This window comes from Streptomyces sp. NPDC048171 (assembly GCF_043202655.1).
Classification (GTDB): domain Bacteria; phylum Actinomycetota; class Actinomycetes; order Streptomycetales; family Streptomycetaceae; genus Streptomyces.
In genome coordinates this window covers 248,929-265,692 of the sequence record NZ_JBIDAU010000007.1, presented here as the reverse complement: position 1 = coordinate 265,692, position 16,764 = coordinate 248,929, and the positions used below count along the sequence as shown (strand labels likewise).

General features: G+C 72.9%; 18 protein-coding genes. 8 read left to right on the top strand and 10 right to left on the bottom strand.

The features are described 5' to 3' along the window. Positions 1 to 21 precede the first annotated feature (21 nt). From ACGF3J_RS21285 to ACGF3J_RS21275, 3 genes are all read right to left on the bottom strand, one after another. Complete coding sequence (locus ACGF3J_RS21285) at positions 22 to 1,254, bottom strand: DUF4032 domain-containing protein (protein WP_161326681.1); 1,233 nt, start codon at positions 1,252 to 1,254, stop codon at positions 22 to 24. Positions 1,255 to 1,263: 9 nt separating this feature from the next. After that, positions 1,264 to 2,010 carry an MBL fold metallo-hydrolase gene (locus tag ACGF3J_RS21280; RefSeq protein WP_161326680.1) on the bottom strand — a complete coding sequence of 249 codons (747 nt, stop codon included), beginning with the start codon at positions 2,008 to 2,010 and terminating at the stop codon, positions 1,264 to 1,266. A gap of 75 nt (positions 2,011 to 2,085) precedes the next feature. Continuing rightward, positions 2,086 to 2,715: an alpha-ketoglutarate-dependent dioxygenase AlkB gene (locus ACGF3J_RS21275; protein WP_161326679.1), complete on the bottom strand. Its 630-nt coding sequence runs from the start codon at positions 2,713 to 2,715 to the stop codon at positions 2,086 to 2,088. A 126-nt stretch (positions 2,716 to 2,841) separates the two neighbouring features. Between ACGF3J_RS21275 and ACGF3J_RS21270 the strand changes: the two genes are divergently transcribed. Both ACGF3J_RS21270 and ACGF3J_RS21265 read left to right on the top strand, forming a co-directional pair. Beyond that, on the top strand, positions 2,842 to 3,465 hold the full coding sequence (locus ACGF3J_RS21270) for a TetR/AcrR family transcriptional regulator (RefSeq protein ID WP_393854476.1): 624 nt from the start codon (positions 2,842 to 2,844) through the stop codon (positions 3,463 to 3,465). A 34-nt stretch (positions 3,466 to 3,499) separates the two neighbouring features. After that, on the top strand, positions 3,500 to 5,173 hold the full coding sequence (locus ACGF3J_RS21265) for an FAD-binding dehydrogenase (protein ID WP_161327650.1): 1,674 nt from the start codon (positions 3,500 to 3,502) through the stop codon (positions 5,171 to 5,173). A gap of 39 nt (positions 5,174 to 5,212) precedes the next feature. Here ACGF3J_RS21265 and ACGF3J_RS21260 read toward each other — a convergent pair whose 3' ends face one another. The 3 genes from ACGF3J_RS21260 to ACGF3J_RS21250 form a co-directional block, all read right to left on the bottom strand. Beyond that, positions 5,213 to 5,566, bottom strand: coding sequence for a DUF488 family protein (locus tag ACGF3J_RS21260; RefSeq protein WP_161327459.1), 354 nt, complete (start codon positions 5,564 to 5,566; stop codon positions 5,213 to 5,215). Further along, a complete protein-coding gene (locus tag ACGF3J_RS21255; protein WP_114533654.1) occupies positions 5,563 to 5,817 on the bottom strand; it encodes a WhiB family transcriptional regulator in 255 nt (84 codons plus the stop codon). The genes ACGF3J_RS21260 and ACGF3J_RS21255 overlap by 4 nt, the downstream gene beginning before the upstream one ends. Before the next feature lie 114 nt (positions 5,818 to 5,931). Then, complete coding sequence (locus tag ACGF3J_RS21250; protein WP_161327460.1) at positions 5,932 to 6,837, bottom strand: LysR family transcriptional regulator ArgP; 906 nt, start codon at positions 6,835 to 6,837, stop codon at positions 5,932 to 5,934. An 81-nt stretch (positions 6,838 to 6,918) separates the two neighbouring features. On the opposite strand from ACGF3J_RS21250, the gene ACGF3J_RS21245 reads away from it, so the two are divergent. Beyond that, positions 6,919 to 7,533: a LysE/ArgO family amino acid transporter gene (locus tag ACGF3J_RS21245; protein WP_161327461.1), complete on the top strand. Its 615-nt coding sequence runs from the start codon at positions 6,919 to 6,921 to the stop codon at positions 7,531 to 7,533. A 70-nt stretch (positions 7,534 to 7,603) separates the two neighbouring features. Continuing rightward, complete coding sequence (locus tag ACGF3J_RS21240) at positions 7,604 to 8,914, top strand: MFS transporter (protein ID WP_161327462.1); 1,311 nt, start codon at positions 7,604 to 7,606, stop codon at positions 8,912 to 8,914. Positions 8,915 to 8,919: 5 nt separating this feature from the next. On the opposite strand, the gene ACGF3J_RS21235 is transcribed toward ACGF3J_RS21240, so the two are convergent. Both ACGF3J_RS21235 and ACGF3J_RS21230 read right to left on the bottom strand, forming a co-directional pair. After that, the gene (locus ACGF3J_RS21235) at positions 8,920 to 9,375 is read right to left on the bottom strand and encodes a cyclic nucleotide-binding domain-containing protein (protein WP_161327463.1); all 456 of its coding nucleotides are present in this window, start codon (positions 9,373 to 9,375) and stop codon (positions 8,920 to 8,922) included. A gap of 332 nt (positions 9,376 to 9,707) precedes the next feature. Beyond that, a complete protein-coding gene (locus ACGF3J_RS21230; protein ID WP_161328881.1) occupies positions 9,708 to 9,923 on the bottom strand; it encodes a hypothetical protein in 216 nt (71 codons plus the stop codon). 168 nt (positions 9,924 to 10,091) lie between these two features. On the opposite strand from ACGF3J_RS21230, the gene ACGF3J_RS21225 reads away from it, so the two are divergent. The 4 genes from ACGF3J_RS21225 (at position 10,092) to ACGF3J_RS21210 (ending at position 12,977) form a co-directional block, all read left to right on the top strand. Further along, positions 10,092 to 10,526, top strand: a complete 435-nt coding sequence (locus tag ACGF3J_RS21225; RefSeq protein WP_393854475.1) for an ATP-binding protein — start codon at positions 10,092 to 10,094, stop codon at positions 10,524 to 10,526. 198 nt (positions 10,527 to 10,724) lie between these two features. Continuing rightward, complete coding sequence (locus tag ACGF3J_RS21220) at positions 10,725 to 11,579, top strand: SigB/SigF/SigG family RNA polymerase sigma factor (RefSeq protein WP_161332456.1); 855 nt, start codon at positions 10,725 to 10,727, stop codon at positions 11,577 to 11,579. Between the two features lie 101 nt (positions 11,580 to 11,680). Next, complete coding sequence (locus ACGF3J_RS21215) at positions 11,681 to 12,514, top strand: DUF1206 domain-containing protein (protein ID WP_161332457.1); 834 nt, start codon at positions 11,681 to 11,683, stop codon at positions 12,512 to 12,514. 28 nt (positions 12,515 to 12,542) lie between these two features. Beyond that, positions 12,543 to 12,977, top strand: a complete 435-nt coding sequence (locus ACGF3J_RS21210) for a hypothetical protein (protein ID WP_122618714.1) — start codon at positions 12,543 to 12,545, stop codon at positions 12,975 to 12,977. A gap of 18 nt (positions 12,978 to 12,995) precedes the next feature. On the opposite strand, the gene ACGF3J_RS21205 is transcribed toward ACGF3J_RS21210, so the two are convergent. Both ACGF3J_RS21205 and ACGF3J_RS21200 read right to left on the bottom strand, forming a co-directional pair. Next, on the bottom strand, positions 12,996 to 15,242 hold the full coding sequence (locus ACGF3J_RS21205) for an FUSC family protein (RefSeq protein ID WP_393854474.1): 2,247 nt from the start codon (positions 15,240 to 15,242) through the stop codon (positions 12,996 to 12,998). Between the two features lie 100 nt (positions 15,243 to 15,342). After that, positions 15,343 to 16,719 (bottom strand): NAD(P)/FAD-dependent oxidoreductase, encoded by a 1,377-nt coding sequence (locus tag ACGF3J_RS21200; protein ID WP_161329384.1) that lies wholly within the window; start codon positions 16,717 to 16,719, stop codon positions 15,343 to 15,345. Between the last annotated feature and the right edge of the window lie 45 nt (positions 16,720 to 16,764).

Here is a 16,764-nt window from a genome sequence, read left to right as displayed (position 1 = left end):
CGCGCGGGGCGGCCCGGGAGGTCAGTCCGACATCGGCTGAAGGGTCTCCCGGGCCTTGGGCAGGATGTTGACGAGGTAGTCCTCGACGACCGTGTCCAGGCCGATGTCGTGCTGGGCCCGCTCGGAGAGGTACCAGCGGTGCTCGAGCAGCTCGTGGTAGATCTCGGCCGGGTCCATCGAGCCCCGCAGGTCCGGCGGCACGGCGCGCACGGTGGGCCGGAAGACCTCGCGCACCCAGCGGTGGGCGAGGACTTCCGGGCGGGCGCCGAGGGGGTCGCCCGGGGCGTAGTCGTCCTGGGTGGCCATCCAGCTCTCCAGGTCGTTCAGCAGCCGCCTGGCCTGGTTCTCCTCGGCGTCCAGGCCGGTCAGCCGCAGCAGCTGGCGCTGGTGGTGGCCGGCGTCGACGACCTTGGGCACGAAGGTGACCGTGTCGCCGTTGGAGGCGTGCTCTATCTGCATCTCGGCCACGTCGAAACCGAGGTCGTTCAGGCGCCGGATCCGGCGCTCGATGTAGTGGTACTTGCCCGCCGGGTACACCGAGGTGCGGGTCAGTTCCTCCCACAGCGTCCGGTAGCGGGCGCAGATCTCGGTGCCGAAGTCGATCGGGTCGACGGACGGGTGCAGCGCCCCGGAGGCCTCCAGGTCGAGCAGCTCGCCGCTGATGTTCACCCGGGCCAGGTCGAGGTCGTAGTCGCGCTGACCGGGGCTGAGCCGCGGGTGCAGGTCGCCGGTCTCGGCGTCGACCAGGTACGCGGCGTAGGCGCCCGCGTCGCGCCGGAAGAGCGTGTTGGACAGCGAGCAGTCGCCCCAGGCGAACCCCGCCAGGTGCAGCCGCACCAGCAGGACGGCCAGGGCGTCCATCAGACGGTGCATGGTCGCCGGACGCAGCGTGGTCTCGAACATCGACCGGTACGGCAGCGAGCCGCCGAGGTGCCGGGTGACGAGCACCGGCTCCAGCTCCTCGCCGGCGGTGCCGGTGCGGCCGGTCACCACGGCCAGCGCGTCCACCGCGGGGATGGCGAGCCGGTCCAGGTCGCGCAGCAGCTGGTACTCGCGCAGCGCGGGCCGTTCGGCCAGCTCCTTGACGGCGATGACCTCGTCCCCGGCGCGGGCGTAGCGGACGACGTGGCGGGAGATGCCGCGCGGCAGCGGCACGAGGTACTCCTCGGGCCACTGCTCCAGCGGCAGCTGCCACGGCAGTTCGAGCAGGAGCGCGGGGTGCTCCGGATTGGTGGCGCTGATCTGCAAGGCCATGCCAAGACTCTAAGCGGCACGTTCCCGGGCCAGTAGCGCGGCTTCCTTGACGGGGCCGCGGTGGACGGGCCCGTGCCCGGGGAGCAGGACGTCGCCGTCTAGTCCGGCGAGGATCTCGAGGGAGGCCAGGGTGCCGGCCCGGTCGTGGTGGAACATGTCGGGCAGCAGCTGCGGCCCCCGGGTCCTGCCGATGGCGTGCCCGCTGACCAGGGCGTCCCCGGAGATGACCACCCCGGCGTCCGGGAGGTGGTAGGCGCAGTGCCCGTCCGTGTGTCCGGGGGTGTGTACCGGTACCGGGCGCCCGGGCAGGTCCAGGGCGCCGTCCGACGGGAAGGGCGCGGGCGCGGTCACCGGATGCTGCTCGGTGCCGCCGGAGCGCAGCACGTGCACCATCCAGGGCAGCACGCCCGGCCGCCAGGCGTTGCGCAGGACCGTGCCGACCGACACCTGCTGGAGGAAGTCCCGCCGGGCGTGCGGCACTTCGGCCTCGTGCAGCAGGACCGGGGTGCCGTGGGCGGCGCGCAGGTACTCGGCGGAGCCCAGGTGGTCGTTGTGCGCGTGGGTGATCAGTACGGCCGTCACGGCCTCGGGCGAACTGCCCACCGCTGCCAGGGAGTCGAGCAGCAGCCGCCGGTCGCCGGGGTAGCCGGTGTCGACGAGGGTCACCGCGTCGCCGTCGGTGAGGATCACCCAGTTGGTGTTCGAACCGTGCACCAGGTAGGTGCCGTCGGCCACTTGTCGTACGTCCGCGCCCATGGGGTCTCCCGCGTTCCGTTTCCGCTCTGCCCGCACCAGCCAAGCAGATCCGGCACGGTGACGGCCGTCCGCCCCTCAGCGCACGCCGTGCGGACGGAACTGGACGCTGATGCGTGGGCCCGCGGCACGGGTGCTCTTCGGGACGCAGTGCTCCCAGGTGCGCTGGCAGGAGCCGCCCATCACGATCAGGTCGCCGTGGCCGAGCGGGCGGCGCACGGTCCCGCCGCCACCGCCCGCCGGGCGAAGCAGCAGGTCCCGGGGTGCGCCGACCGAGAGGATGGCGACCATCGTGTCCTGGCGCGCGCCGCGTCCGATCCGGTCGCCGTGCCAGGCGACGCTGTCCCGGCCGTCGCGGTAGTGGCACAGCCCGGCCGTGGTGAACGGCTCGCCCAGCTCGCCGGCGTAGTGCGCGGACAGGGCGTCGCGGGCCTCGGTCAGGAGGGGGTGCGGCAGCGGGTCGCCGGCTCCGTAGAAGGCGAGCAGCCGGGGTACGTCGACGACCCGCTCGTACATGGCGCGCCGCTCCGCGCGCCACGGGACCTCGGTGGCCAGGTGCTCGAACAGCGCGTCGGCGCCGTGCAGCCAGCCCGGGAGCAGGTCGATCCAGGCACCCGCCCCGAGGTGGGTACGGCGCAGTCCGTCCAGCGGGCCGAGCCGGACCTCGTCGGTCTGGTCGAAGAGCGAGCCCTGGAGGTGCGTGGTCATGGGACCAGCGTAGCCCCTATTCGAATGTACGTTCTAAGCGTGTTGGCGTCCCGGCGTCCTGGGGCTGTCGGATACACCGCTGTATCCGATACATTCACGCATCGAACGGCGGAAGGGACCGGGCCGATGGCGGTGAGGGCGACGACCGGGCGGGTGACCAGGCGGCGCGTGCGCACCCGCGCGAACCTCCTGGACGCGGCGTTCGCGGTGTTCGCGGCCAAGGGGTTCGGCCGGGTGTCGATCGAGGAGGTCTGCGAGGCGGCCGGGTACAGCCGGGGCGCGTTCTACTCCAACTTCGACAGCCTCGACGAGCTGTTCTTCGCCCTCTACCGGGACCGGGCCGACCTGATCGCGGAGCAGGTGGCCGGCGCCCTCGCCCAGGACGGGCCCGGCCTGGACGTGCCCGCCGCCGTGGACCGCGTCACCGAGGTGCTGCTCCTGGACCGGGACTGGCTCCTGGTGAAGACCGACTTCCTGGTGCACGCCGCCCGCGACCCGGAGGTCGCCGGGGCCCTGCTGGAGCACCGGGCCCGTCTCCGGCGCGCGATCGCCGACCGGCTTGCCCGGGCCCGCGGACACACCGCCCTGCCCGCCGTGCTGGGCGACGCCGAGGGCGCCGCGCACGCCGTGGTGGCCGCGTACGACGGGGTCACCACCCAGCTCCTCCTCGACCGGGACGTCGAGCACGCCCGGGTCTGGCTGGGACAACTGCTCACCGCGCTGCTCACGGACGGCAGCGTTCGTCAATGACAGAGCCACTGTGGACAAGGAAGGGACGGTCGTCATGGATGCCGACGTCATCGTGGTCGGAGCGGGCCTGGCGGGCCTGGTCGCGGCCCACGAGCTGACCAGCCGGGGCCGGAAGGTCGCCCTGCTCGACCAGGAGAACGCGGCCAACCTCGGCGGCCAGGCCTTCTGGTCCTTCGGCGGTCTCTTCCTCGTCGACTCCCCGGAGCAGCGCCGCCTGGGCGTCAAGGACTCCTTCGACCTGGCCTGGAACGACTGGCAGGGCAGCGCCGGCTTCGACCGGACCGAGGACGAGGACTCCTGGGCGGTGCGCTGGGCCCGGGCCTACGTGGAGTGGGCGGCGGGGGAGAAGCGGTCCTGGCTCGCCGGGCACGGCATCACCTTCCTGCCCACCGTCGGCTGGGCCGAGCGCGGCGACCTGAGGGCCGGCGGACACGGCAACTCGGTGCCCCGTTTCCACATCGCCTGGGGCACCGGCACGGGCGTGGTCGAGCCCTTCGTGCGGTACGCACAGCAGGCCGCGCGCGACGGACTGCTCACCTTCCACCACCGCCACCGCGTCGACCACCTGATCGTCGAGGACGGCACCGCGCGCGGCGTGCGCGGCACGGTCCTCGCCGAGGACGACTCGCCCCGCGGAGTCGCCTCCAACCGTGACGCGACCGGCGAGTTCGAACTCACCGCCCAGGCCGTGATCGTCACCTCCGGGGGCATCGGCGGCGACCACGACATCGTCCGCAGCCACTGGCCCGAGCGTCTCGGCACCCCGCCCGCCGAGATGGTCACCGGCGTCCCCGCCTACGTCGACGGACGGATGCTCGGCATCAGCGCCGACGCCGGCGCCCGCCTGGTCAACCGCGACCGCATGTGGCACTACACCGAGGGCCTGCGCAACTGGGACCCGATCTGGCCCGGCCACGGCATCCGCATCCTGCCCGGACCCTCGTCCCTGTGGTTCGACGCCCTCGGCCGCCGGCTGCCCGAGCCCTGCCTGCCCGGCTACGACACCCTGGGCACCCTGCGGCACCTGCGCACCGCGGACGGTCTCGCCGAGCACGACCACTCCTGGTTCATCCTCACCCAGAAGATCATCGAGAAGGAGTTCGCGCTCTCCGGCTCCGAGCAGAACCCCGACATCACCGCCAAGGACCGGGCCGGCTTCCTGCGCGAACGCGTCCTCGGCAAGGGCGCCCCGGCCCCGGTGGACGCCTTCCTGCGGAAGGGCGCCGACTTCGTCACGGCTCCGAACCTGGAGCAACTGGTCGAGAGGATGAACGGGCTGACCGACAAGCCGCTCCTGGACGCGGCCCTGATCCGGCGCCAGATCGAGGCCCGGGACCTCCAGATGGCCAACCCGTACGCCAAGGACGCCCAGGTCCAGGGCATCCGCAACGCCCGCCGCTACATCGGCGACCGGCTCGGCCGGGTCGCCGGACCGCACCGCATCCTCGACCCCGCGGCGGGCCCGCTGATCGGCGTCAAGCTGCACATCCTCACCCGCAAGACCCTCGGCGGCGTCCAGACCGACCTCGACTCACGCGCCCTGACCGCCGACGGCACGCCCGTCGAGGGGCTGTACGCGGCCGGTGAGGTGGCCGGCTTCGGCGGGGGAGGGGTGCACGGGTACAACGCGCTGGAGGGCACCTTCCTGGGCGGCTGCCTGTTCTCCGGGCGGGCCGCGGGCCGCGACGCGGCGCGCCGCACCTCCTGACCGGACCGGCGGCGGCCGCCCGCGTGCTGCTCCGCCTCCTCACTTCCCGTCGAGGAGGCGGAGCAGCACGGCGGCGTGGCTCTCCCCGGGCGACTTGGACGCGGTCAGCAGCGTCACGTCCCCCGCGCTCGCCAGTTCCCGCACGTGGTCGAGGAGTTCCGCCTCCTCGGGTGCGGCCAGCTCGGCCTCGTACCGCTCGGTGAACTCCGCGAAGGAGCCCTCGCCCGCGTGGTACCAGCGGCGCAGCCCGGTCGACGGGGTGAGGCCCTTGGGCCACTCGTCCACCCGCGCCGCGTCCTTCGACACGCCCCGCGGCCACAGCCGGTCCACCAGGACCCGCACCCCGTCGCCGGGCTCGGGCGGGTCGTAGACGCGGCGCACCCGGACGGTCACGCGCCCGACCTTCTGCGCACGGCCTCGCGCCGCTTGAGCGCACGGCGTTCCAGCTCGTCGGTCCCGCCCCAGACGCCGATGGACTGCCCGGTGTCGAGCGCCCATCGCAGACACTGCTCCTGGACCGGACAGCCGCGGCAGACCGCCTTCGCCTGCTCGGTCTGCAAAGCGGCCGGGCCGGTGGTGCCGATGGGGAAGAAGAGGTCGGGATCCTCCGTACGGCACGCGGCGTGCTCTCGCCAGTTGTCCATCAAAGTCACCTGCGATCGGTTTCGTTCGCGCCCTCGTGCATGGATTGCTCCGATGCGGGTGACCTGTCGGCGGCGGGCCGAAACCGGCTCGACGCCACGGACCCGGCGATGTGTCTAGCGTCGCAGTGCCCGCCGGGCCGCCGCCGTCACCGCGTCGGCCACCATGGCCAGCGCGGGGGAGTCGAGTTTCCACTGCTGCCAGTGGAGCGGGACGTCCACCGGCGAGTCCGGCGCGAAGTCGACCAGCCTCCCGGCGCGCAGCAGCGGCCCCGCCTGCGGCTCGGGCACCATGCCCCAGCCGAGGCCGGCGGCGACGGCCTCCACGAAACCCTCCGAGGTGGGCACGTAGTGCCGCGCGCTGCTCGCGCCGCCGTGCCCGAACCGCCGGGCGAAGCCGTCCTGGAAGTCGTCCCGCCGGTCGAAGACCACCACGGGTGCCACTCCCAGCGTCTTGCGCAGCGGCCCGCCCAGATGCCGCGCGGCGAATCCGGGCCCCGCGCAGGGCAGGTAGCGCATCCGTCCCAGGAAGCGGACGGCGCAGCCCGGGACGGGATCGGGCGAGGAGGTCACCGCGGCCATCACCACGCCCTCCCGCAGCAGGGCCGCCGTGTGGGCCTCGTCCTCGCGCCGCAGTTCGAAGCAGAGCCGGGGCTCCGGCGGCAACTCGGTGAGCGCGCCGAGGAACCAGGTGGCGAGCGAGTCCGCGTTGACGGCGACCGACACCCGGGTGGGCTCGCCGGCCGCCCCGCTCAGCCCCAGCTCGCCGTAGGCGTCCCGCTCCAGCCGGGCGACCTGGCGGGCGAGGCGCACCAGCACCGCGCCGGACTCCGTCGGCCGCACCGGCTTGGTGCGCAGCAGCAGGACCCGGCCGGTGCGCTGTTCCAGGGCCTTCACCCGCTGACTGACCGCGGACGGCGTCACGTGCAGCGCAGCGGCGGCCGCGTCGAAGGTGCCCTCGTCCACCACGGCCAGCAGGGTGCGCACCTGGTCGAGCGGCAGATCCGCGGTCCGCTCCGTCATCCGGTCCGTCATCACAAGCGCTAAGGATACGTAAGAATCTTTAGCTGTACCTGCGGTGATCGTCCGCTTAGCGTCGAGAGCATGACCAACGCCCTCACCGCCGCGGCCGCCGGCTTCGGAACCGGACTCTCGCTCATCGTCGCCATCGGCGCCCAGAACGCCTTCGTCCTGCGGCAGGGGATCCGTCGCGACGCGGTCCTCGCCGTGGTCGGCATCTGCGCCCTGTCCGACGCCCTGCTCATCGCCCTGGGCGTCGGCGGGGTCGGCGCGGTGGTGGTGGCGTGGCCGGACGCGCTGACCGTGGTCGGCTGGATCGGCGGCGCCTTCCTGCTCTGCTACGGCGCCCTCGCCGCCCGGCGCGTGTTCCGCCCGGCCGGCGCGCTGCGGGCGGAGGGCGACACCGCGGGCTCCCGCCGCCGGGCGGTGCTCACCTGCCTGGCGCTGACCTGGCTCAACCCGCACGTCTACCTCGACACCGTGTTCCTGCTGGGCTCGGTGGCCGCCGACCGGGGCCCGCTGCGCTGGACCTTCGGTCTGGGCGCCGCCGCGGCCAGCCTGGTCTGGTTCGCGGTCCTCGGCTTCGGCGCCCGCCACCTCGGCCGCTTCCTGGCCCGGCCCGCGGCCTGGCGGGTGCTGGACGGACTGGTCGCCGCCACCATGATCGTCCTCGGCGTCAGCCTCATCGCCGACGCCTGACCGCCCGCTCGGACGGAGCTGCGACACTGATCTCCGCAGCCGAAAGATGTATCGAGCACGTAGGAAGCGCGTGGACACCAGCGAGAGCAGCGAGAGCGGGACCGAGAAGGGGACGGCGAAGACCCCCGCCCCGGACGAGGGGGAGCAGCGCGGGTGGCGCCGCTGGGCGATGGACACCCGCCCGCTGCGCCGCCCCGCCTACCGCAGGCTGTGGTCCTCGACCATCGTCACGGCCGTCGGCAGCCAGCTCACCGCGGTCGCGGTGCCCAAGCAGATCTACGACATCACCGGTTCCTCGGCCTGGGTGGGCGCCGCCAGTCTCGCCGGTCTGCTGCCGCTGATCGTGTTCGCGCTCTGGGGCGGCGCCGTCGCCGACACCATGGACCGCCGCAAGCTGCTGCTGATCACCAACACCGGCATCGCCGTCACCTCGCTGCTGTTCTGGGTGCAGGCGGTCACCGGCCTGGAGTCGGTGGCCGCCCTGATGCTGCTGCTCGCGCTCCAGCAGGCCTTCTGGGGCCTCAACGCCCCGGCCCGCAACGCCTCCATCGCCCGGCTGGTGCCCGAGGGCGAACTGCCCGCGGCCAACGCGCTCGGCTCGACCGTGATGCAGACCGGGCAGGTGGTCGGTCCGCTGCTCGCCGGTGCGCTCATCCCGGTGATCGGGCTGCCCGAGCTGTACCTGATCGACGCGCTGGCCCTGTGCGTCACGGTGTGGGCGGTCTACCGGCTGCCCGCCCTCCCGCCGCTCGCGGGCACGGCGGTGCGGCGCGCGGGCGTGCGCGAGATCGCGGCCGGCTTCCGCTACATCGCCGGACACAAGGTGCTGCTGCTGTCCTTCCTGGCCGACATCGTCGCCATGGTCCTGGGCATGCCCCGCGCGCTGTTCCCGCAGCTCGCCGCCGAGACCTACGCCCCGTACGGCGAGGGGCTCGCCCTGGGGCTGCTGTTCGCGGCGATCCCGGTCGGCGCGGTGGCCGGCGGGCTCTTCTCGGGCACCTTCTCCCGGGCACGGCGGCACGGCTGGATGGTGATCGGCGCGGTCGTCGTCTGGGGTGCCGCCATCGCCGGGTTCGGACTGAGCGGGAGTCTGTGGCTCGCGGTGGCGTTCCTGGCGGTGGCGGGAGTCGCCGACATGGTGTCCATGGTGTTCCGCGGGGCGATCCTGCTGTCCGCCGCGACCGACGAGATGCGCGGGCGGATGCAGGGTGTGTTCACCGTCGTCGTGGCGGGCGGTCCGCGGCTGGCCGACGTCCTGCACGGCACGACGGGCTCCGCCTTCGGCGCGCGCGAGGCGGTGACGGGCGGCGGGCTGCTCGTCGTGGTGGTCATGCTGGCCCTGGCGGCCGCGGTGCCGGCGCTGCGCCGCTACCGCGTCTGAGCCGCCTACAGGGACCCGCGCCCGTGCAGCGCGTAGTGGTCCATGAGCCGGCCCCTGGTGGTCTCCAGCCGGTGCGCGAGGATCTCGGCGACCGACCGCACCAGCACGATGCCCAGGTGCGGGTCCTGCTCGCACAGGTCGAGCACCGTGGCCGCGTCGAACTCGTAGGCGCGCACCTGGCTGAACGCCTCGGCGCCGAAGTCCCACTCGTAGGGCGGGAACAGCCAGGACCAGCCGAGCAGGTCGCCCACGCCGAGGCTGGCGACGGTGACCTTCTGCATGGACGTCACCTGCTGGGTCAGGGAGACCGCGCCGGAGCGGATGACCCAGAAGCGGTCGGCCCGGTCGCCCGCCTCGAAGATCCGGGCGTCCTCCGGAAACGAGATCTCCCGCGCGAGGGCCATCAGCCGCTCGCGCTGGGCCGGGGGAAGCGCGGTCAGGAGTTTGATCGCTTTGGTCATGGCGCGGGGCTCCTCGCCGGCGATTCGGTTCCGGGGCTTTCCCTATGCCCATTTCAGTCGTTGTCGGCCCGCTGGGCCATTCGGCGGACGGCGGATCCCGTACGGATTCGGTGCGGAATCCGGGGACGGCGGCGCGCGGACATGAAAAAGCCCTGGCCGGACGGGGGAGGCCGGCCAGGGCCGTTGGCGGTGACCGCGGAGGACTTTTCGATCGACTCCGTCGCCACGTATGGATGAACGCTAAACCATCTTGGGGTGTGCGGGGAAACCGGGGTGGCCGTACGTGACCGGACTCACGCATGCCCGGCGGCGCCGGTCCGTCCCGGCGCCGCTCACTGCGGGTGGCGCCCCGGGGTCAGCACCTCGTCCAGCACCCGCAGGACGGCCTCGTACGCCACCGCCCGTACGGCGGCCTCCCGGGATCCCTCCGGATCGGTCGGCCGCAGCTCCGCGCTCCGGTCCCGCCAGCTCCGTGTCTCCTCCAGCGCACAGGTCCTCGCCCGGTGCATCCGGCGGAGCAGTTCGTCCGAGTCCACAACATCCGTCATGTACTCCGCGTACCCGCGCAGGGCGCCCGGATGGCCGTTGGGCCATAAGGAGGGCGCGACGTTTGCCGGTGCGGCCACAGGTCAGCCGGAAGTGACGGGTCCGTACGGCGCCCACCAGCGGGCGCGGCCCGGACCGAAGGCTCATGTCACCGATCAGGGAGCGGACGTATGCGCGACAGGCACACGACCGAAACCGTCGTGGATCATTACGGCTCGGACCGGTCCGGCCCGTGCCGGCCCGCCGACGCCCGCAGAGCCGTCGAACGTGCCGTCACCGGCCGGGGCGCCGATGGCCCCGCCCGGTACGACGCGCGCGCCCTCTCGGACGCCGTGCTGGTCGCCTCGGAGCTGACCACCAACGCGATCCTGCACGGCGGCGGCATCACCGACTTCCGGGTCGACGTCGTGGGACCCGGCGTACGCCTGTCGGTCAGCGACCGCAGCCACGACCTGCCGGTGGCCGTACCGGCCACCGACGACCAGGGCCGCCGCCGCGTCGGCGGCCGGGGCTGGCCGATCGTCTGCCGACTGGCCCACGACGTACGCGTGGCAGATCTTCCCGCCGGCGGCAAGTGCATCACGGTCCTCGTTCCGCTGTCCTGAGTACATTTCGCAAAGCGGAGTTTGTTCTACCGGGGCAGGGGCAGTCGCAGAATCGTGCTTCGGACCGGAGGCGCAGCAGCGGGAGCGGTATGGCCGCTCCGGCCCCTCCGGATCGCGACGGATCGCGACCGGGGCGGGACCGGACGGTTCCGTTCTCGCGGCAAGTCCCCTGACACCACCGTTCAGGAGCGAATCCGCATGCTCGTAGAAACGCCCACCGGCCGCCCCGACGCCCCGGGAACCTCCAACGCGACCGCCAACCGCCGTCGCCACGACGACGCCCCCGACACCATGGCCCTCTTCGGCCGCCTCGCGGGCCTGCCGGACGGCCCCGAGCGGGACGCCCTGCGCGACGAGCTCGTCACCGCCTGGCTGCCCATGGCCCACCGGATCGCCGGCCGGTTCCGGGACCGCGGCGAGTCCCTGGAGGACCTGCGCCAGGTGGCGGCCCTCGGCCTGGTGAAGGCCATCGACCGCTTCGACCCGGAGCGCGGTGCCTTCGAGAGTTACGCCGTGCCCACCATCACCGGCGAGGTCAAGCGCCACTTCCGGGACCGGATGTGGGCGCTGCGGGTCCCCCGCCGGGTCCAGGAGCTGCGGAACAAGGTGCGGGTGGCGCGCCGCGAACTCACCCAGAGTCCGGGCAGTCCCGAACCCTCGCTCACCGCTCTCGCCGCGCACACCGGCCTCACCGAGGACGAGGTGAGCGCCGGCATGGAGGCGCTGGAGAGCTTCAGCACCCTGTCACTGGACGCCGAGCTGTCGGCCGGCGACGACGGCTACAGCCTCGCGGACACCCTCGGCGCGGCGGACGGCTCGTACGACACCGTGATCGACCGCGAGTCCGCCAAGACGGGCCTGCGCCGGCTGCCCGAACGCGAACGCGCCATCCTCTACATGCGCTTCTTCGAGGACATGACGCAGAGCCGGATAGCCGACAAGCTGGGCATCTCGCAGATGCACGTCTCACGGCTCATCAGCCGCAGCTGCGCCCGGGTGCGCGACGAGGCGCTCGGCGAGCGGACGGCCGGCGGCCGTCCCCCGCAGCTCTGACGGCGTGAACTCCGGCCCGTACACCGCTGGGCGGTGTACGGGCCGGTCCGTGCGTGCGGGGCCGATGCCGGGGCATGCGGTGTCCCGGAGGGGAGGTCCACATGAACGCACGAGTCATGGCAAGCACAGGCCGCGGCAGCGCCCGGAGGGCCGCGAACGGATCGGCCGCCGAGGGGGCCGCCAGGGCGGGGCTCAGCGCTCGCGGAGTCATCTACCTGCTGGTCGGCATCCTGGCCCTGCAGATCGCCTTCGGCTCCGGAAGCCGGCAGGCGGACCGCGGCGGCGCCCTGGAGGAGCTGGCGGACAAGCCGTTCGGCGCCGTCCTGCTGTGGGCGCTGGGCATCGGGCTCGTCGGCATGGCGCTGTGGCGGCTGTCCGAGGCGGCCTTCGGCGCCACCGGCAAGGACGGTCACAAGGCCAAGAAGCGGCTGCCGGCCGCGGCCCGCTGCGTCTTCTACGCCTTCGTCGCCTACTCCGTCCTGGCCTTCGCGGCCGGCGCGGGCGGCAGCGGCTCGAGCGACCAGCAGTCCCGGGACGTCACGGCCAAGGTCATGGAGATGCCCGCCGGGCAGTGGATCGTGGGACTGGCCGGAGCCGGCATCGTCGTCGCCGGAGTGGTGATCGCCGTACAGGCCATCCGCCGCAGTTACCACAAGAAGCTGAAGCTCGGCGCCCTCGGCTCCCGGGCCCGGACGCTGCTCGACGTCACCGGCGTCGGCGGGGGAGTGGCCCGCGGAGCCGTCTTCGCGGCGGCGGGCGCCTTCGCGGTGCGGGCCGCGGTGGACTACAAGCCCGATCAGGCCAAGGGCCTCGACGACACCCTCCGCTCCTTCGCCGACACGCCCCTCGGCCCCTGGCTGCTGGCCCTCGTGGCCGCCGGTCTGGTGCTGTTCGGGGTCTTCTCCTTCGCGCTGGCACGCTGGCGCCGCGTCTGAGCCGGGCGGCACGGGGAACACGGGGCGAATGAACGAACACGAGATTCCTCCGCCGGACGGACGTCCCGTGGACGTCTACCTCGACCTTCTGCGCGTCCGCATGCCGAACGACGACTACCAGCTGCTGCTCAGCGTGGTGGAACCGGTCCTCCAGGCGATCGACGAGCAGCAGATGCCGACCATCGACTTCTCCCTGGACGGCGACAACGCCGAGGCACTGCCCCAGGAGATCAGGGACGAGGCCGCCCTGGTCATCGCCACCGCGGTGACCGGGCGGCTGGACAACGAAGTCGTCGAGATCAGCACCGACGAGACCGGCCCGGTCCGGGTCGTCACCGACGCGACCACCGCCGCCGACCCCGAACGCCTCGGCGAGATAGCCGACTACCTCAAGGAACGCCACCGGCAGAACGAGGAACTGCGCGGCATCGCCGAGGCGAGCGGTCTGCCCAGCGACTTCTGACCGCCCGCCTCCGGCAGCTCAGCGCTGCGGAGTCCGCACGGCCACACCCAGTGGCCGGGCGAGGCCGACCACGGCCTCGTCGAGCCGCTCCAGGTGCCGCAGTACCCGGCCGGTGATCCTGCCGTACCGGGGCGTCCCGGCGGCGTCCGGCTCCAGCAGCGAGGCGATGCTGGGGCCGGTCTCCACCTCGGTCACGGTGTCCTCGTCCTCGACGTGGGCGGCGATCGCCTCGATGTTGCGCACCGTGCGCCGCACCGCCCCGCGCAGCCTCGGGTCGGCCGCGATCGAGGGGTGGGTGGGCAGCAGCTCGGCCGTCGCGGCCAGCGACCGCGCGTGGTAGGCGCAGGTCTCCAGCAGCGCAACCACGTACTGCGCCGTGTTGCGCCGCGAGCGCAGCGGCGTGATCGGGTGGGTGAGCGGCTGTACGGCGGCCCGCAGATCGCCCAGCGCCTGGTCCAGCTCCCGGGCCGTGTCCAGCAGGTCGGCCGCGGGACCGCCGCTGAGCTGGTCGACGGCGCCCTCGGTGACGTCGGTGAGCCGCTCCAGCACCGTGCCGAGCAGTTCGTTCGTCCGCCGGTCGGTCCGTATCGGCAGCACCAGCGCCGCCGCGACGATCCCGCACGCCGCGCCCAGCGCCGTCTCCTCCACCCGCAGCAGCAGCACCGACATGCTGTACGTGTGCAGCAGGGTGTACAGCAGCCCCAGCATCGCCGTGACGAAGAACGACATGAGGGTGTACGACAGCGGGGCCGTGTAGAACATCGCGAAGATCAGCACCAGCACCAGCCCGAACGCGGTCCAGGTGTGGTTGCCGACCAGACCGGCCAGCACGATGCCGGCCACCACGCCCAGCACGGTGCCCAGCAGCCGGCGGTAGCCCTTGACCAGGATCTCGCCGGTGGACGCGGTGTTGATGAAGACGATCCAGCAGGTGAGCACCGCCCAGTACCAGCGCTGCGTCGACAGGAACTCACCGCCCACGATGGCCAGCGACGACCCCACCGCCACCTGCACCGCGGCCCGCGTCGTGGGCCGCCTGAGCCCGGTCGGCTCGTCCTCGGCCGCCGCCTCCTCGCCCGCGTCGATCGCCGCGTCCTCGGCGTCCAGCTCCTCCCGGGAACGGGCCGTCGCCGGTGAGTCGTCCGACTCGTCCTGCGGGCCGTCCAGCGCGATCCGCAGACCCATGACCGCCCGCGCGCTCTCACCGATACCGCGGAACACGTCCTGGACGGCCGGGGTCGCCTCGGGCAGGTTCTCCTCGTCGCGGTAGCCCAGGAGCCGGTTGCGCAGCTGGGACAGCGCGGTCCCGCGCGCCTCGGCCGGCGGCTTCAGCACCAGCGTGCGCAGCGCCGCCAGGTCCCGGCGCAGTATCTCCGTCGCCTCACCGGGCGCCGGCGAGTGGCCCACCGAGGGCGCGGGCGCCCCCGGCAGATGCAGCGTCAGGGTGTCCGCCCGCTCGGCGCTGCGCGCGGTCAGCAGCAGCAGGCCCAGCCGTTCGGCGGCGATCTCGGCGTCCGCGATGCGCCGCTGCACCAGCCGCGCGGTGGACTCGTCGGGCGTGCCCTCCTCCAGCCGGGACTGGATCATCAGGGCCGTCTCGTGCAGCCGCGCGGTGCCCTCCCGCAGCCGCTCCAGGGTCTTTTCGATGTCGTCGGGACCGGCGTCCAGCAGCTCGGCCTGCGTGGCGATCAGCTGCGCCAGACGGGCCCGGAACGCCTGCCGCAGCCGTTGCAGGATCCGCGCCGGCGTCGCCGGTACGATCCCGAAGCGCACCACCGCGCTGGACGCGAACGCCACCGCGAAGGCGGCCCACAGGGCCGGCAGCCCCGACATCTTCGCGCCGACGAACAGCGACACGAAGTAGACCTGGAACCCGATCAGCCCCAGCGCGGTGCCGCGGTCGCCGAACCGGCGGACGAAGACCGCGCAGAAGATCAGAACGACGAAGATCGCGTCGCCGATGACCACCCGCGAGGTGAGCAGCGCGCTGAGCGACACCGAGGCCAGGGCGACGGGCAGGCCCAGCGCCAGCGTCACGGCCTGCGGGCCCAGCTCCTTCTCCCGGATGGCGAACGTGGCGACCATCGCCGCCATGGCGCCCGCCACCAGATGCTTGACGTCCACGCCGAACGCGGCGAGCACGCCCAGCGTCAGTGCGATGGCGCCCACCGTCCGCAGACCCGCCGTCAGCCGCAACAGCCCGGGGTCGGACGCGGCGACGCTGTCCCGCAGCCGTGTCCGCACCGAGCGCCCCGCTGCCTTCACGCCGCCGTACACTCTCCCGATTCACAGCCGATTCCCGGCCGGTTCACGCCGAGATCCACTTCTCAGCATGCCATGCCGCGGGCCGGAACCGGCCGCGGGGTCACCGCTCCTTCAGACCCGCCCCCTCGACCCGCTCTCGCACCTGCTCCGGGGTCAGATAGGCGTCGGTGTACTCGAAGTCCTTCAGCTTGGCCGGTTTGCGGGCCTGGAAGCCGGTGCGGACGAAATCGTCGCCGGCCACCGCGTTGATCGCCCAGTTGGCCGCCACCCGGGCCTTGGCCACGCCCGTGCGCAGCGCCGACCAGTGGTAGCCGCGGGCCACGGCCTGCGCCGGCAAACCCTTGAGCTCGATGCCGAGCGGCTTGGAGACCGCGTCGGTGCCGCCGAGGTCCACGACCAGACCGAGGTCCTTGTGCACGTACGGCCGCATCGGCTGGTTGCGCAGGGTGGCGATGAGGTTCTCGGCCACGTGCCGGCCCTGTCGCATCGCGTGCTGGGCGGTGGGCGGGCACACCGCGCCGTCCTGCCCCTTGGCGAGGTCGGGCACGGCGGCGGAGTCGCCCAGCGCGAACACCCCGTCGTGGTCCGGCAGGCACATCTCGGCGGTGACCGCGAGCCGCCCCTTGACCGTCTCCGCGCCGAGCGTGGCCATCAGCGGGCTCGCCACCACGCCCGCCGTCCAGATCAGCGTGCGGGTCGGCACCACCCGGCCGTCCGTGAAGGTGACCTCCTCGGGACCGGCCTTGTCGATGGACACGCCCAGGGAGATCTCGATGCCGCGCCGGGCGAGGACCTCCTGCGCGTCGCGGCCGAGCTTCTCGCCCAGCTCGGGCATCAGCTTGGGAGCGATGTCGATCAGGTGCCACTTGATCAGACTCGGGTCGAGCCGGTTGTAGCGCTTGACGGCCGCGTGCGTGAGCCGCTGGAGGCAGGCCGCGGTCTCGGTACCGGCGTAGCCGCCGCCCACGACCACGAACTGCAGCCGGGAGGCGCGCTCGACCGGATCCTGGCTGGCGTCGGCGAGATCCAGCTGGGAGATGACGTGGTCGCGGACGTACGCGGCCTCCGCCAGCGTCTTCATGCCGAACGCGTTGTCGGTGAGCCCCGGGATGTCGAACGTGCGGGTGATGCTTCCGGGCGCGAGGACGATGTAGTCGTACGGCTCGTTGACGATCTGGTCGGTGATGGTGCGCACCACGCACACCTTCGCCTTGAGGTCCACGCCGATGGCGCCGCCCGGGATGATCCGGGTGCGGTAGCGGCTGCTGCGGCGCAGGGAGAGCGCGATGGACTGGGGGGTCAGCACCCCGGAGGCGACCTGCGGCAGCAGCGGCAGGTAGAGCTGGTAGGAGAACGGTGTCACCAGGGTGACGTCGGCTTCTCGGGGGGCGAGCTTCCGCTCCAGTCGGCGGACGCACTCGACGCCGGCGAAACCTGCGCCGACCACCAGAATCCTGGGTCGTGTCACGGTGTTCATCCCTTTCTGCGGCGTCGGACGTTCCGCCGCGAACGCCCTTCGCCT